Source organism: Saccharothrix espanaensis DSM 44229 (assembly GCF_000328705.1).
GTDB classification, from domain to species: Bacteria; Actinomycetota; Actinomycetes; order Mycobacteriales; family Pseudonocardiaceae; genus Actinosynnema; species Actinosynnema espanaense.
In genome coordinates this window covers 5,169,440-5,184,428 of record NC_019673.1, presented here as the reverse complement: position 1 = coordinate 5,184,428, position 14,989 = coordinate 5,169,440, and the positions used below count along the sequence as shown (strand labels likewise).

13 protein-coding genes are annotated in these 14,989 nt (G+C 74.7%); 12 read left to right on the top strand and 1 reads right to left on the bottom strand.

Annotation, left to right across the window (positions count from 1 at the left end):
* Positions 1-161: 161 nt before the first annotated feature.
* The 7 genes from fes (at position 162) to BN6_RS22775 (ending at position 7,265) form a co-directional block, all read left to right on the top strand.
* Complete coding sequence (gene fes, locus BN6_RS22805) at positions 162-1,343, top strand: enterochelin esterase (RefSeq protein ID WP_051075685.1); 1,182 nt, start codon at positions 162-164, stop codon at positions 1,341-1,343.
* 176 nt (positions 1,344-1,519) lie between these two features.
* Positions 1,520-3,163: an ABC-F family ATP-binding cassette domain-containing protein gene (locus BN6_RS22800; protein WP_015102102.1), complete on the top strand. Its 1,644-nt coding sequence runs from the start codon at positions 1,520-1,522 to the stop codon at positions 3,161-3,163.
* A 245-nt stretch (positions 3,164-3,408) separates the two neighbouring features.
* Complete coding sequence (locus BN6_RS22795) at positions 3,409-4,590, top strand: sensor histidine kinase (protein WP_015102101.1); 1,182 nt, start codon at positions 3,409-3,411, stop codon at positions 4,588-4,590.
* Complete coding sequence (locus tag BN6_RS22790; protein WP_015102100.1) at positions 4,587-5,030, top strand: roadblock/LC7 domain-containing protein; 444 nt, start codon at positions 4,587-4,589, stop codon at positions 5,028-5,030. The genes BN6_RS22795 and BN6_RS22790 overlap by 4 nt, the downstream gene beginning before the upstream one ends.
* A 19-nt stretch (positions 5,031-5,049) precedes the next feature.
* A complete protein-coding gene (locus tag BN6_RS22785; RefSeq protein ID WP_015102099.1) occupies positions 5,050-5,409 on the top strand; it encodes a DUF742 domain-containing protein in 360 nt (119 codons plus the stop codon).
* Positions 5,390-5,980, top strand: coding sequence for a GTP-binding protein (locus tag BN6_RS22780; RefSeq protein ID WP_015102098.1), 591 nt, complete (start codon positions 5,390-5,392; stop codon positions 5,978-5,980). The genes BN6_RS22785 and BN6_RS22780 overlap by 20 nt, the downstream gene beginning before the upstream one ends.
* Before the next feature lie 37 nt (positions 5,981-6,017).
* A complete protein-coding gene (locus BN6_RS22775; protein ID WP_015102097.1) occupies positions 6,018-7,265 on the top strand; it encodes a styrene monooxygenase/indole monooxygenase family protein in 1,248 nt (415 codons plus the stop codon).
* Between the two features lie 37 nt (positions 7,266-7,302).
* On the opposite strand, the gene BN6_RS22770 is transcribed toward BN6_RS22775, so the two are convergent.
* The gene (locus tag BN6_RS22770) at positions 7,303-8,244 is read right to left on the bottom strand and encodes an alpha/beta fold hydrolase (protein WP_148302971.1); all 942 of its coding nucleotides are present in this window, start codon (positions 8,242-8,244) and stop codon (positions 7,303-7,305) included.
* 349 nt (positions 8,245-8,593) lie between these two features.
* On the opposite strand from BN6_RS22770, the gene BN6_RS22765 reads away from it, so the two are divergent.
* The 5 genes from BN6_RS22765 to BN6_RS22745 all read left to right on the top strand — a co-directional run bounded on the left by BN6_RS22765 (position 8,594) and on the right by BN6_RS22745 (position 14,890).
* A complete protein-coding gene (locus tag BN6_RS22765) occupies positions 8,594-8,815 on the top strand; it encodes a hypothetical protein (RefSeq protein ID WP_015102095.1) in 222 nt (73 codons plus the stop codon).
* A gap of 129 nt (positions 8,816-8,944) precedes the next feature.
* Entirely contained in the window at positions 8,945-10,030 is a 1,086-nt protein-coding gene (locus BN6_RS22760) for an AI-2E family transporter (protein WP_015102094.1), read from the top strand.
* 78 nt (positions 10,031-10,108) lie between these two features.
* Entirely contained in the window at positions 10,109-10,288 is a 180-nt protein-coding gene (locus BN6_RS22755; RefSeq protein WP_015102093.1) for a hypothetical protein, read from the top strand.
* Positions 10,281-10,784 (top strand): hypothetical protein, encoded by a 504-nt coding sequence (locus BN6_RS22750; RefSeq protein ID WP_015102092.1) that lies wholly within the window; start codon positions 10,281-10,283, stop codon positions 10,782-10,784. Before BN6_RS22755 ends, BN6_RS22750 begins: the two co-directional genes overlap by 8 nt.
* An 11-nt stretch (positions 10,785-10,795) precedes the next feature.
* Entirely contained in the window at positions 10,796-14,890 is a 4,095-nt protein-coding gene (locus BN6_RS22745; RefSeq protein ID WP_148302970.1) for a CHAT domain-containing protein, read from the top strand.
* The last annotated feature ends 99 nt before the right edge of the window (positions 14,891-14,989 follow it).

Sequence of the window (14,989 nt, the reverse complement as noted above, 5' to 3'; positions counted from 1 at the left end):
TGCCTGCGATAGACCAAGAGGATGAAGCTTTCGCCGGCGCACAAATGCGGTTCCGCCGACCGTTCTCCGCGATTGCCCAGAAATACGCGACGAGCTGGAATCAATTCTCCGGACGCCCTCCGCCCCGGCCCGCGCGGGGCACCGGGGTAGGGTCGCCGGTCGTGTCCAGCCGGCCGGAGTTCCCCCGATCCGAACCCGTCACGGCGGTGGCCTCCCGGTTCGTCGCCACGGCGCGCCCCGGCCGGACCGACGAGTTCTGGCGGCGGGTCGCCGAGGTGGGCACGCCCGTGGTCGAGCCGGACCCGTCGGGCCACCCCGACCACCGCGCGGTGACGTTCCTGTGGCGCGACCGCCCGGTGGCGGGCCTCCCGGTGCGCACGGTCGTGTTGCACGCCAACAAGTTCACCGATTACGACGACCTCGCGGCGACGTCCTTGGCCCGCCTGCCCGGCACTGACGTCTGGCACGCGACGTTCCGGCTGCGCGCCGACTGGCGGTGCTCCTACCAACTCGGCCCGCTCACCGACCTGCCCGCCCTGAGCGGCCGGCACCACCGCGACGAGCTGATGCGCCACGCCGAACCCGACCCGTTCAACCGCACGCCGCTGCGCGGCCGGCACACCGGGCGGACGTTCTCCGTCGCCGGGCTGGACGCCGCTCCCGCCCGGTTCTGGGTGGACGCCCCCGCCGAGCCGCCGCGCGAACTGCCCGGCACCCGCCCGGTCTGGGTGCACGGCCCCGCCGACGGCGGCCCGGTGCTGGTGCTGCTCGACGGCGACGTGTGGGCGCGGGAGCACCCGATCGCCCCGACCCTCGACGCGCTGACCGCCGCCGGCCGGCTGCCTGCCCTGACCACCGTCATGGTCGGCCCGTCCGCGGCCGGCCGCACCGCCGACCTGACCTGCGACCCGGCCTACCCCGGCCACCTGGTCGCGCTGCTGGACGAGCTGGGCCTGCGGCCCGACCCGGCGCGGACGATCGTGGCGGGCCAGAGCCTCGGCGGTCTGGCCGCCACCCACGCGGCCCTGTCCCGCGCCGACCGGTTCGGCACCGTGATCGCGCAGTCCGGCTCGTTCTGGTGGCCCGGCGACACCTCGGGCACCACCTGGCTGTCCCACTGCCGGGAAGCGAGCCACTGCCCGGAAGCGACCCGGGCACTGCGGGTGGTCCTCCAGGTCGGCACCCAGGAGTGGGGCATGCCCCAGATCGTCGGCCGCGTACGGGACGCGTTGGCGGACAAGGGTCACAGTGTGTCCACAGTGGAATACTACGGCGGCCACGACCAGGCGTGGTGGCAGGTCGGGCTGATCACCGCCCTGCTCGACCTCACCGCCGAGTGGTGACCCGCCCGGCCGCCGGACCGAAATCCGGGTGACCACGGCCCTCGGCCGGCCTACCGTGGTGGGCGTGATGCACGAGCAGTTCTACCTCTGAGGGACGACGCCTCCACGGTGCCGCGGGTTCGCGGTGCCGAGTTCGTCCTTTCCGCGCATCACCTCTCGTTGGAGGCAGTTCCCCCATGTCCGAACTCTCGTTCGCCCCCGCGCGGGCCGCGCACGTCCGGGTGTCCGGTGTCCACGTCTCGTTCGGCGGCCGGCCCGTGCTGGCCGGGGTCGACCTCGTCGCCGCGAGCGGTGACCGGGTCGCCGTGGTCGGGGAGAACGGTCGCGGCAAGACCACCCTGCTCCGGGTGCTCGCCGGCGACCTGCCCGTCGACCGGGGCGAGGTGCACCGCGCCGGCTCGACGGGCGTGGCCGACCAGCAGCTCCCGCTCGGCCCGGCCGACACCGTCGGCGCGCTGGTCGACCTCGAACTCGCCGCCGTGCGCGGTGCCCTGGCCCGCCTGGACGACGCCGCCGAGGCGCTCGCCGAGGACCGGCCCGGCGCGGCCGACGCCTACTCCGCCGCGCTCGCCGAGGCTGAGGCGCTCGACGCCTGGGACGCCGACCGGCGGGTGGCGGTCTCGTTGGCCGCGCTGGACGCCGTGGACGACCGCTCCCGCCCGCTGGGCACGCTCTCGGTCGGGCAGCGCCACCGGGTGCGGCTGGCCTGCCTGCTCGGCGCGGGGCACCGGGTCCTGCTGCTCGACGAGCCGACCAACCACCTCGACGCGGCCGGGCTCGACCACCTCACCGAGCGGCTGCGCGCGCACCCCGGCGTGGTCGTGCTGGTCAGCCACGACCGGGCGCTGCTCGCCGACGTGGCCACCTCGGTGCTCGACCTCGACCCGTCCAGCGACGGCCGGCCGCGGGTGTACGGCGGCGGCTACGCGGGCTACGTCGACGCCCGCCGGGCCGAGCGCGCCCGCTGGGAGTCGCTGCACGCCGAGCAGGTCGCCGAGCGGCAGCGGCTGGCCGACGACCTGTCGGCGGCGCGCAACCGGCTGCGGGACAACTGGCGGCCGGACAAGGGGCACGGCAGGCACACCCGCGCCACCCGCGCGCCCGGCCTGGTCCGGGCCGTGCACCGGCGGCAGGAGGACCTGGCCGCGCACGTGGTGGCGGTCCCGCCGCCGCCGACCCGGTTCGCCCTGCCCGACCTGCCCGGCCACGGCGGCGCGACGCTGCTGCGGGCGGTCGGCGTGACCGTCGCGGGCCGGCTCGACCGCCCGGTGGACCTGGCGCTGCACGCCGGGGACCGGCTCGTGGTCACCGGCCCGAACGGCGCCGGCAAGTCGACGCTGCTGGCGGTGCTGGCGGGGGAGTCGGCACCGAGCACGGGCGGCGTCACCCGCGCCCGACCGGTGCGGGTCGGGTGGCTGGGCCAGGAGTCCGAACCGCCGGGCACCCGCACCGCGGCGGCGCTCTACGACGAGCGCGTGGTCCGAGCGGGCCTGGCCGCACCGGGTGCTGCCGCGCCGGGTCCTGCCGCGCCGGGCTCGGCCGCGCCGGGTCTGGCCGAGCTGGGCCTGCTGGCCGGGCACGACGTGCACCGGCCGGTGGCGGAGCTGTCGGTCGGTGCCCGCCGACGGCTGGACCTGGCCCTGGTGCTGGCCGACCGGCCGCACGTGCTGCTGCTCGACGAGCCGACCAACCACCTGTCGGCCGCGCTGGTGGACGAGCTGACCGCCGCGCTCGGGTCGACCCCGGCCGCGGTCGTCATCGCCACGCACGACCGGCAGCTGCTGCGCGACACCGGGACCTGGCCCCGGCTCGCGCTCTGAGCCGCGCCGGCGGCGTCACCCACCGACGTCGCCGGCTCGGCAGCCGGGTGTCACGCCGGGTGAGTGGAGTTGCGCAGCGTCCGGCGATGATATCTGCGAGTGATCATCCCCGCACGTCAGGCGTCACTTTGTGCACCCGATCGAGCGTCTAGCGTCACCCTCCGTCTTGACCATAACCTGAGCGTGACTATGGTTGACGCGGTGTTGGCCCATGACGTCCTTGCGGAGCGCCTGTGGTGAGCAGAATGCGGTCACTGGTTGACCAGTACCGCAAGCACGGTGCCAGATCGTTGCTGGACCAGGCGCGTGGCACCGTCGTGGAGTTCCTCGAACCCCGCCGCGAGCCGAGGCACGCGGCCACGCCGGGCACGCCGTCGACGGCCGCCGCGCCGGCCGCGCTCGCCGAGCCGACCGGCGCGCGGCGCGACGACGTGCTCTCCGACGTGTTCGCCGGGATCGCGCTGCGCGACCTCAACCTGGTGGACTCGCTGCTCGCCGAGCTGGAGCGGATGGAGGCCGAGGAGCAGGACCCCGACGCGCTGGCCCGGCTCTACAAGCTCGACCACCTGGCCACCCGGCTGCGCCGCAACGCCGAGAACCTGCGCGTGCTGGCCGGCGAGGAGGCCGGTGCCGCCACCGGCGAGAACTCCTCGCTGGTCGACGTCGTGCGCGCCGCGCTGTCCGCCATCGAGCAGTACCGGCGGGTCGAGATCGGTCGGGTGGCGCAGCTCGCGGTCGTCGGGCTCGCGGCCGACGACGTCAGCCGGCTGCTCACCGAGCTGCTGGACAACGCCACCGCGCAGTCCCCGCCGCACTCGACGGTGACGGTGAGCGCGCACTTCACCGAGCAGGGCAGCGTCCTGGTGCGGGTGGAGGACTCCGGGATCGGGCTGCCCGCACAGCGGCTGGCCGAGCTCAACGACCGGCTGTCCACCGCGCCGGTGCTGGACCGCGCGGCGGTCGGGCACATGGGGCTCGCCGTGGTGCGCCGGCTGGCCGACAAGCACGGCCTGCGGGTCTGGCTGGACGACCGCGTCCCGCACGGCACGATCGCCTGCGTCCTGCTGCCCGCCGGGCTGGTCCGCGAAGCCCCGCAGGTCTCGTTCACCCGCCGCGCGGAGCCCGCGAGCAGGGTGCCGGCCGAGGTGCCCGACGCCCGCCGGCCCGCGCTCGACTCCCGCCGGCCCGCGCCCGACGCGCCGCGCGCGACCGGCGTCACGGCCGGCGTGACGGACAAGGGCCTGCCCAGACGGGTGCCCACCAGCCTGCGCGGCGGTGGCGAGCCGGCCCCACCCCGGCCCCGCGACCTGGCCACCGGCCCCGACGTGTTCGACGACCTGACCGCCCTGGGCGAGGGCGAGCGGGCGGCCCGCGGCACCCTGCCCGACGAGCACCCCGACGCACACCGCGAGGAACCGACCGAGTGACGACCGACCACCACGCTTCCCCGGCGTCGGACTTCAGCTGGCTGATCAACGACTTCGTCGCACGCGTGCACGGTGTGACGCACGCGCTGATCCTGTCCGCGGACGGGCTCTCGCTGGTCGCGTCGGACTCGGTGGGGCAGGACGCGGCCGAGCAGCTCGCGGCGATCTCCAGCGGGATGTTGAACCTGGCCCGCGCCGCCGCGACGATGTTCCACAAGGGCACGTGCGAGCAGATCGTCGTGCGGCTCACCGACGGCTATTTCCTGTTCATGGACATCGGGGTGGAGGCGGGGCTCGGCGTGCTGACCGCGCCGGGCTGCGACATGAAGGTCATCGGCTACGAGATGACCAAGTTCGTCGACAACGCCGGCCACGCGCTGACCCCTCAGCGGCGGGCCGACATGCGGCGCACGGTGACCTCACGACGTCCCGGCGCGTGAGGGCAGGAGGAGGAGCGCAGTGGTCACCGGTTCCACACCGACGATGCGCAGCACCCGGGTCCGCCCGTATGCCATCACCCGGGGCAGGACACGTCCCCGGCACCTGCTGCTGGTGGAGACACTGGTGTCGGTGCCCCGCTACGACCCGCAGGCGGGCGCGCTGCTGATGCCCGAGGCCCAGGCGCTCTACGAGCACGTCCGGGAGCGCACCTCGGTGGCGGAGCTGTCGGCGCACCTGGACATCCCGCTCGGCGTGATCCGGGTGCTGCTCAGCGACCTGATCAGCCAGGACCTGGTGTACGTGCACCCGACCGGGCACGAGTACCACTACGACCTGCCGCTGTTGGAGAGGATTCTGGATGGGCTCAGGCGCGTTTGACGCCGGTCCGCTGACGATCTCGGCGAAGATCGTGGTCGCCGGCGGCTTCGGGGTCGGCAAGACGACGTTCGTGGGCTCGGTGTCCGAGGTGCCGCCGATCAACACCGAGGCGTGGATGACCGAGGCGTCGCACGGGGTGGACCCGGTGGACCCCGACAGCGACAAGGTCACCACCACGGTCGCGATGGACTTCGGCCGGCTGGCGCTGAGCGACGACCTGGTGCTGTTCCTGTTCGGCACGCCGGGTCAGGCGCGGTTCTGGTTCATGTGGGACGACCTGGCGCGCGGCGCGCTCGGCGCGATCGTGCTGGTCGACACCCGCCGGCTGGCCGAGTCGTTCGCCGCGATCAACTACTTCGAGAACGACTCGGACCTGCCGTTCGTGGTCGCGGTGAACCTGTTCGACGGTCTGCTGGCGCACGACCTCGACGACGTCCGGGAGGCTCTGGCACTGTCCGCGGAGGTCCCCGTGATCACCTGCGACGCCCGCGAGCGCTCCTCCGTGGCCGCGGCGTTGCGGGGCCTGGTGTCGCACACGATGTCGCTCGCCCCGTCCTACGGTCCGGCGTGAACGACCCACTCGAACGACTGCGGAGAGGTTGGCGGGAATGCGGAAGGTGCTCGTCGTGGGGGCCGGCCAGTCGGGGCTGCAACTCGCGTTAGGGCTGGTCGCGAACGGGTACGACGTCACGGTGATGTCGGCGCGGACGCCGGAGGAGATCCGGGCCGGCCGGGTGATGTCGACCCAGTGCATGTTCGGCCCGTCGCTCGCGCACGAGCGCGACCTCGGCCTGGACCTGTGGGCGGGGCACGCGCCGGACGTGACGGGCATCGGCCTGTCGGTGGCCGCGCCCGACGAGCGCGGCGGCCGGGTCCGGGCGCTGGACTGGTGGGCCCGGCTGGACGAGCGCGCGCAGTCGGTGGACCAGCGGGTGAAGATGGCCGGCTGGCTGGAACTGCTGGAGGACCGCGGCGGCAACGTCGTCTACCACGGGGTGACCACCGCCGACCTGAACTCGTTGACGCGGATGTACGACCTGGTCGTGGTCGCGGCCGGCAAGGGGGAGCTGGTGCAGGCGTTCAGCCGTGACGCCGGACGCTCCCCTTACACCGCGCCGCAGCGGATCCTGTCCGTGGCCTACGTGCACGGCCTCGCGCCGCGGCCCGAGCACCCGGAGGAGCACGTGGTGCGGTTCAACGCCGTGCCCGGGGTCGGCGAGCTGTTCGTCATCCCCGCCCTGACGCTCAGCGGTCCGTGCGACATCCTGTTCTTCGAAGGCGTCCCCGGCGGCCAGTTGGACTGCTGGGACGACCGTCCCGGCCCCGCCGAGCACCTGCGGCGGATGCTGGACCTGGTGCGGGAGTTCGTGCCGTGGGAGTACGAGCGGTGCGGCTCGGTGGAGCTGACCGACGCGCGGGCGACGTTGACCGGGGCCTACGCGCCGGTCGTGCGCAAGCCGGTCGGTGTGCTGCCGTCGGGCGGGCGGGTGCTGGGCATGGCGGACGTGGTGGTGGCCAACGACCCGATCACCGGCCAGGGTTCCAACAACGCGGCCAAGTGCGCGGCGTCCTACCTGGACAGCATCCTGGCGCGCGGCGGCGAGCCGTTCGACGAGGCGTGGATGACGGAGGTGTTCGAGTCCTACTGGGACGACGCCCGGCACGCGACGACCTGGACCAACGCGATGCTCCAGCCGCCGCCGGAGCACATCATGCGGATCTTCGGCACGGCCCGGGACGTCCCGGCCGTGGCGGGCCGGTTCGTCAACGCCTTCGCCGACCCGTCGGACCTGGCGCAGTGGTTCTACGACCCGGAATCGGCCGACCGCTACCTCACCTCGGTCACCGGCGGCTGACCCGGCGCGGCACCGGCGGCCCGCCGGTGCCGCGTGGTCAGCGGCAGGGGCCGCCGTGGAACCGGCCGCCGGACCAGAAGCGCAGCACGTCCCGGTTGAACTCCACCGGCCGCTCCCAGTTCGCCGAGTGCCCGACCTGCCCGTACACCAGCGCGTCGGCGTCGGGCAGGTGAGCGGTGATCATCGCCAGGATCGGCGGCGGGAGGTAGAGGTCGGCGTCGCCGGTGACGATCAGGGCCCGCACCGACAGGGTCGCCAGCCTGGCCCAGGTGATCGGCTCGGACAGGTCTTGGAACTCGACGGCGCGCCCGCCCAGCGAGCGCTCGGAGATCTCCCTCCACCGCCGCGCGCCCTCCTCGTCGGCCGCGCGGTAGGACGGGCCCAGCTCCCGGAACTCGTGCGGCAGGTCGCCGAACCCCGGCGGCCGCAGGAGCCCGGTGACCCGCAGGTACTCCGGGTCGGAGATGCCCATGAAGCTGCTCACGATCACCAGGCTGAGCAGCCGGTGGGGGCGCAGCAGCGCGTAGTCGGTCGCGTAGAACCCGCCCAGCGCCGCGCCGAGCAGGTGGAACCGCCGCAGCCCGAGGTGCCGGACCACGGCGTGCAGGTCGTCCGCGCCCACACCGGGGTTTCCCGGTTCCGGCGGGGACGACCGGTAGTGGCCGCGCCGCGAGTAGGCGATCACCCGGTACCCGGCGCGGGCGAACACCGGTTGCTGGTGGGGCCACGACAGCGCGCTCCCGCTGCCGGGGTGCACCAGGACGACCGCCGGCCCATCGCCCCCGGTGTCCCAGAACCACAACCGCCCGCCGACCACGTCCACGAACCCCTCCCGGGCGGGCACCTGGTCCGGCACCGGCACCGGCCGGATCGGCGCGCACACGTCCCCGGAAGCCGCGGCATCGACGGCCGTACAGGCGAGGGTGGAGGCGAGGACCGTGCGCCGGGCGACCCGGCCGCGGTCCGCGGGGCTCGTCATGTCGGACTCCTGGGTGGTCTGCCCGGTGCGCCCCCGTCGCGAGGGGCACGCCGCCGACCCGGCCCGGCGGCGTGCCCCATGATGCCGAGGGACCTCCCGGTGCAGTAGGGGCCCGGCTCCTCCTCGCCCGCACCCTCGCCGCGTGGGCCGTTCGGCCTTGTGCGCCAACCCGTTCGCGCGACCTGAAACGCCTCGACCGCCACGACGATGTACCGGTCGACGGCAGGCGGCCGGACCACTGCGCCGCCCGGTCCACGACGACGGGTGCCGGAGGCGACCAGGTGACGGGACGAGACGCGCGGGACCGCCAGTCGCTGCCGACGACCTGCACGCGGCCGGAGACCACGGCATGGCGGCGGTCCAGTACCTCAGGGCGCACGACCTCCTGGTAGCCGTCGGCGATCACGCGTACGCGGGCAACGCCGCGCTCAACGCCGGGGCCGAACTCGCCGAACTGGACGACCTACCCAAGGCCGTGGACTGCTTCCGGCTTGCCGCCCGGGTCTTCCGCCACGCCGGCGACGAGAACGGCTACGCCAAAGCGCTCCGCAACATCGACCGCCTCACGTGACCGGCCGCCCGGCCTGAACCGCGGACCACCTGAAGGCGATCCCCGGCGGGCTCATCCCCGGCGGGCGATGCCGGTTCGCGGTGCCGGGTCCGACGATCTCGGGGACGTCGTCGACCCGAGGAGTCCGCCATGTCCGAGAACGCGCCGCCGGGCGTCACCCTGCCCCGGGGGCTGACCGTGGTCGTCGGGAGTGCCGGGCTGCTGGTCGCGATCCTCGCGTTGCGCCAGTTCGCGTCCGTCCTCGCGCCGGTCCTGCTGGCCCTGGTGGTGGTGATCGGTGTCCACCCGCTCACGGCGGTCCTCCAGCGCCGGGGCGTGCCGCGGTGGCTCGCGGTGGCGCTGACCCTGCTGGCCGTGTTCGGCTTCATCGTCGGGATGGCGCTGGCGTTCGCGGTCTCCCTCGCCCGGCTCGGCGCGGTCCTGCCCGAGTACCAGGACCGGATCGCCGAACTGGGCGTCGACCTGCGGCACTGGCTCGCGACCTTCGGCGTCGGCCCGGAGCAGGTGCGCGCGGCGCTGGGCGAGCTGTCGTTCGGCCGGGTCGCCGGGCTGGTCGCCGACCTGCTCCTGGGCATCGCGGAAACGTTCTCCAGCCTGATCTTCCTGCTGTTCGTGGTGTTGTTCATGGGCTTGGACGCCCACCACTTCACCCGGCGGCTGGCCCGCGTCGACGGCCGGCGCGCCCCGGTGGTGCGCGCCCTGGGCGGGTTCGCCCGCGGCACGCGCCGCTACCTCGTCGTCACCACCGTGTTCGGCCTCGTCGTCGCGGTGGTCGACGGGGTGTTCCTGTGGCTGGTCGGGGTGCCCTCGGCCCTGTTGTGGGGGCTGCTCTCGTTCGTCACCAACTACATCCCGAACATCGGTTTCGTGATCGGCGTCGTGCCGCCCGCCGTGCTCGCCCTGCTGGAGGGCGGGCCGCGCCTGATGGCGGTCGTCGTGGCGGTGTACGTCCTGATCAACTTCCTGATCCAGTCGGTGCTCCAGCCCGGTTACGTGGGCAACGCCGTGGACCTCTCGCTCACCTTGACCTTCCTGTCGCTGGTGTTCTGGTCGTTCGTGTTCGGCCCGGTCGGCGCGGTGCTGGCGATTCCGCTGACCCTGCTGGCGAAAGCGCTCCTGCTCGACGTCGACCCGGACACCCGCTGGCTCTCCTCGCTGCTGTCCGGCAGCCCTCCGCACGACCCCGAGCCCGAGCCGGCCCGACCACCGGCGTGACCCGCTCCAGGCGCCCTCGAAACCCGGGGATCATGTGTACGCGCCTCACTTTCCCGCTGTCCTAGACTCGGCCACTCGATGGTGCGGGGGAAGAGGTGGGTCATCAGCGAGCGGGTCGGTGGGCGGGACGACGAGGACTCGGAGCGCGAGGCGACCGCGGTCGTCGCGAAGCCCGAGGCGACCGCGGCGGTCGCGAAGCCCGAGGAGGACCCGTGGGACGGGTTCCCGCTGGACGAGAGCGTGTTCCGGGATGGCTGACGACTCGCGCGGCTCGGTCTACGCGGACTTCATGCAGGACCAGCTCGCCGCCGAGGAGACGCGCAAGAACTCCTTGGAGCAGCGCGGGTTGGCCGTGATCACCTCGTGCGGGGCGCTGGCCGCTTTCGGCGTCGGCGCGCTAGCGCTGTTCCGCCAGCGCGACGCCATCCCGTTGTCCGCCGCGGCGGTGTGCTTGTTGGTGGGCGGCGCGGTGACCCTGGTCCTCGGTGCGATCGGCGGGCTCGGCGTGAACGCCCCGCTGCGGCACCGGTCGGCGAACCCGTTGGTGCTGGCCGACACCATGCGCGAGCACTGGGAGGACGACGACGCCACGGCACGGGCGCGGGTGACCGCGACCCGCGCGAGACTGCTGGAGTCGTTGCGCCGCGCCAACGACCGGCGCGCCCTGGTCCTGCTGTCCGCGATGACGGCGGAGGCACTGGGCGTCGCGATGCTCGCGGCGACCATCAGCGTGGTCGCGATCGGAACGCTGTGAACCCGGACCCGATGAGCCAGGACATCGTGAAGACACTGACCTTGGAAGCACACGAGGTCGACGGCGACGCCCGGTGGCGCTGGGTGCTGCTGGACGCGGCCGGTGCCGTCGTGGCCGAGCACGAGGTGCGGTTGGACGAGCGGTCCTGGCAGTTCGAGGCGTTCCGCGATCCGCACGCCTACCTGCGGTGGCGCGCCGCGCCGGACCGGCGGGTGGCGCACGAGGCGGAGATCGTGGCCGCACTCGGGGCGTGGGTCGGCGACGAGGTGCTGGGACCGGTCGCGGCCGCCGCCGTGGCGTGCGGCCCGGTGGCTGTGCGGGTGGTGGCCCACGGCGACGTCCCGCTGCCGCTGGAGCTGGCCCACGTCGACGGGAAACCGCTGGTGCTGCACGGTGTCTGCTTCGTGCACGCCGGCCCGCCCGCCGCACCGCCCGAGCCCGCCGCACTTCCCGGGACACCGAAGCAGGGAGTGCGGGTGCTCGGGCTGTTCAGCGTGCCGGACGGCCGGCAGCCGCTGAACCTGCGTGCCGAGCGGCAGGCGCTGGACGACCTGTTCCGCAAGATCCGCGCCCAGGGCCGCGCGGTGGACCTGCGGGTGCTCCAGTACGGCGCGACCCGCGACCGCCTGCGGGAGGTGCTGGCCGACCCCGAGGGGTGGGACCTGGTGCACATCTCCGGCCACGGCGCTCCCGGCGAGCTGCTGATGGAGACCGCGGCCGGCGGCCCGGACGCCGTGTCGGCGGACGAGCTGGCCGCCCTGCTGGCCCCGGCGCGCGGCCGGTTGGGGCTCGTCGCGGTGTCGGCGTGCTGGTCGGCGACCGCCGAGCAGCGCCGCCTGCTCGGGCTGCCGAAGGCGGCCGATGCGCGGGCCGAGGACCGGCCGGCTGCGGGTGGGCCGGCTGCGGGCGGGCTGGCCGCGGAACTGGTCGAGCGGCTCGGGTGCGCGGTGCTGGCCATGCGCTACCCGGTGACCGACGCGTTCGCCACCGACCTCGCGCACCGGCTGTACCGGCGGCTGGTCGGCGACGGCGTGCCGCTGCCGATCGCGCTGGCCGACGCCGTGCGGGAGGCCGCCGCGTTCCCGGCGACGCCCACCAGCCCCGCGCTGTCCCCGGTGACACCCGCCCTGTTCGGCGGCACCGCGGTCGACCTGCGACTGCCCGCCCCGCCCGCTGCCACCGACGCCGGCCGGTCCCCGGCGGGGCTCCCGCGTCAGCAGGAGCGGTTCGTCGGCCGGGTCGCGGTGATGGCGCGGGCCAGTGCCGCGCTGGCACCGCTGAGCGGGATGGCCGGCGTGGTGTTCCACGGCATGCCCGGCAGCGGGAAGTCCGCGTGCGCGCTGGAACTCGCGCACACCCACGTCGACGCGTTCGACGACGTCGTGTGGTTCAAGGCCCCCGACGAGGACGCCGACCTCCACGACACGTTGGTGCGCCTGGTGTTCGCGCTGGAGGCCGCACTGCCCGGCCTGGGCCTGGTGCACCTGTGCGACGACGCCGACCGGTTCACCGCCGCGCTGCCCGCGCTCGTGGAGTCCTGCGCGGCACGCCGGGTGCTGGTCGTCCTCGACAACGCCGAGTCGCTGCTGGACGAGAAGGGCGCGTGGCGGGACGCCCGGTGGGCGGCGCTCGTGGCGGCCTTGTCCGCGCACGGCGGCCCGAGCCGGCTGGCGCTGTCCAGCCGCCGCGTGCCGCGCGACCTCGACCCCCGCGTCCGGCGCGAGGCGGTCGACCTGCTCACCGTGGACGAGGCCCTGCTGCTGGCCCGGCAACTGCCCCGGCTCGGCGCGCTGGTCGCCGGCCGTGCGCCGGGCTTGTCGGCCGGTGCCGCGCGCCGGCTCGCGGGCGAGGTGCTGACCGCGACCTCCGGGCACCCCAAGCTGCTCGAACTGGCCGACGGTCAGGCCGCCGACCCGAGCGGGTTCGCCGGCCTGCTGGCCCTCGACGGCGCGGACTTCACCGAGGTCCTGCGGGCGTGGACGCGGCGGGTCGTCGCCGCGCTGGACGACGGTGCCCGCGCGGTGTTCCGGGTGCTGTGCCACGTCGAAGAGCACGACCGCACGGGCTTCGTGCTCCGGCGGGCGTGGGCGGGCATCGCCGGCGGACTCGGCGTCGACCCGGCCGTGCTCGACGCCGGACCGCCGGCCCTGGCCGAGGCCGGGCTGGTGGCGGTCCGCACCGCACCGGACGGCGGCGTCGAGTACGGCGTGCACCCGGTCGTGGCCGGGATCGGTCGGGAGGACGTGGACGACGCGGCGCGGGAGGCGATGGACGAAGCCCTGATCGACTGCTGGCTGCGGGTCTTCGCCGACGCCCGCGAGCAGGAGTCCACGACCGCCGGCGGCGCGCTGGTCAGCCGGGCCGCGCTGGCCGCGAGCCCGTACCTGCTGCGCCGGGGCCAGATCGCGGTGTCGATCGGGTTCCTCGACCAGGCACTGCACCGTGACGACTCGCCGGCGGTCCGAGCCCTCGCCCTGCCGCTGCTGCGCCGGATCGCCGCCGTGAGCGCGGGCGGCGCGAAGGAGTCGAGCGCGCTGACCGTGCTGGCGCGGATGGTCGGCCACACCGACCCGGTCGCGGCCGAGCGGCACGTCCGCCGGGCGCTGGAACTCGCCCGCGACGCCGAGTCCACGGGCGTCGCGCTCAACGCCCTCATCGGGTACCGGCGGCAGGCGGGGGACGTCGAGGAGGCCCTTCGCCTCACCGAACGCCTGCACGCCCTCCGGGACGGGGCGGACGTCGGGCCGGTGATGCGGCTGGTGCACCGCGGCAACCACCTGCAACTGCTGCTGGAGTCGGGCCGCGCCGAGGAGGTGCTCGACGAAGCCCTCGAACTGCTCGACGCCGCCGACGCCCTGCCGGAGCGGGATGCGGCCGGCACGCCGCGCTGGGAGGCCAGGGAGGTCCTGCTCAACGCCGCCGCGTGGGCCGCCGGCCAACTCGACCGGCACGCGCTCGCGCTGGACCTCGTCGACGCCACGATCGCCGGCAAGCGGGCGCGCGGCGCGTCGCCGGCGGACATCGCCGAGGACCTGGTCAACGCGAGCAGCGCGCTCAAGCGGTTGGGGCGCTTGGACGAAGCGGTCGAGCACCTGCGCGGGGCGCGCGCCATCTTCGAGCAGGCGCGTGACCTGCGCCGGTTGTCGGCCACGGTGGCCGCGCTGGCGACCGCCGAGTCCCAGCGCGGCCACGGCGAGGTCGCGCTGACCCTCCAGCACGACGCGTTGCGCTACGGCTACGCGGCCGGCGACCCCGGCAGCCTGGCCGTGACGCACCACTGCCACGGCACCGACCTGGGCCGGCACGCGGACGACCCGGTCGGCGGGGCGGCGCACCACCTGGCCGCCGCGCTGCTGTCGCGCTTCGCGGGCGGCCTCACCGAGGCCGGCTCGGTCGAGGACCTGGCGCTCGCCGTCCGGAAGCTGGGCGGTACCGACGCCCTCCCGGCCGACGTCGCCGCGCTGTGCCGGGTGGTGGACGCGGTGCCCGGTGTCGACCTGGGCGGACTGCTCGGCCGGCTCGCCGGGCCCGACGAACTCGGGCAGGCGCTGGCGGACGTGCTCGCGCGGGCGCGCGTGATCGCCGGGCGCACCCGGTCGTACGTGCCGATCCTGGCCATGTGGGAACCGCTCGTGGCCGGGATCGTGGCCGCGCGGCAGGGCAACGAGAAGGCCGCCGCCTACGTCGACCCCTACCTGGAACCGTCCGCTTCGGACCGACCGCGGCTGGCCGCGTTCCGGCGGATCCGCGCGGGGGCCGACGAGGTCGACCCGGCCGGGCTGGACGACGTGGACACCGCCGTGGTGAACCGGCTGCTCGACGCGGTCACCGGTCGCGACCCGGTCCGGACCGAGCTGTGGCCGGCGATGTCGTTCGGCCCGCTGATGGGCGACCTGGTGAAGGCGGTGGGCGAGTCGAACGCGGCGGCCGCCCAACGCGCCCGCGAGGACCTCGACCGGATGCTCGCCGACCCGGACGACGCGCCGCTGGCGAGCGTGCTGGAGCACGTCCTGGCTGGCGACTTCGTGCCCGAGGCGGCCGACGTGCTGGCCAATCCGGCGGACTTCGCGGTGGTGATCACGGTCCTGGAGTACCTGGCGCGCTGAGGCCGGCGGCCGTTCCAGCGGTACTTCCCGGTGAATCCACTCGTAGTGGTCATCTTCGCGCCCGTCGGGTGGTGGTCCTGACGATCTTGGACACGCCGC

Coding starts and splice junctions, on each gene's coding strand:
- BN6_RS22760 (WP_015102094.1), top strand. CDS start 8,945: ATGTCCGAGAACGCGCCGCCGGGCGTCACCCTGCCCCGGGGGCTGACC.
- BN6_RS22800 (WP_015102102.1), top strand. CDS start 1,520: ATGTCCGAACTCTCGTTCGCCCCCGCGCGGGCCGCGCACGTCCGGGTG.
- BN6_RS22775 (WP_015102097.1), top strand. CDS start 6,018: ATGCGGAAGGTGCTCGTCGTGGGGGCCGGCCAGTCGGGGCTGCAACTC.
- BN6_RS22755 (WP_015102093.1), top strand. CDS start 10,109: ATGGTGCGGGGGAAGAGGTGGGTCATCAGCGAGCGGGTCGGTGGGCGG.
- BN6_RS22765 (WP_015102095.1), top strand. CDS start 8,594: ATGGCGGCGGTCCAGTACCTCAGGGCGCACGACCTCCTGGTAGCCGTC.
- BN6_RS22795 (WP_015102101.1), top strand. CDS start 3,409: ATGCGGTCACTGGTTGACCAGTACCGCAAGCACGGTGCCAGATCGTTG.
- BN6_RS22745 (WP_148302970.1), top strand. CDS start 10,796: ATGAGCCAGGACATCGTGAAGACACTGACCTTGGAAGCACACGAGGTC.
- BN6_RS22750 (WP_015102092.1), top strand. CDS start 10,281: ATGGCTGACGACTCGCGCGGCTCGGTCTACGCGGACTTCATGCAGGAC.
- BN6_RS22780 (WP_015102098.1), top strand. CDS start 5,390: ATGGGCTCAGGCGCGTTTGACGCCGGTCCGCTGACGATCTCGGCGAAG.
- BN6_RS22770 (WP_148302971.1), bottom strand. CDS start 8,244: ATGACGAGCCCCGCGGACCGCGGCCGGGTCGCCCGGCGCACGGTCCTC.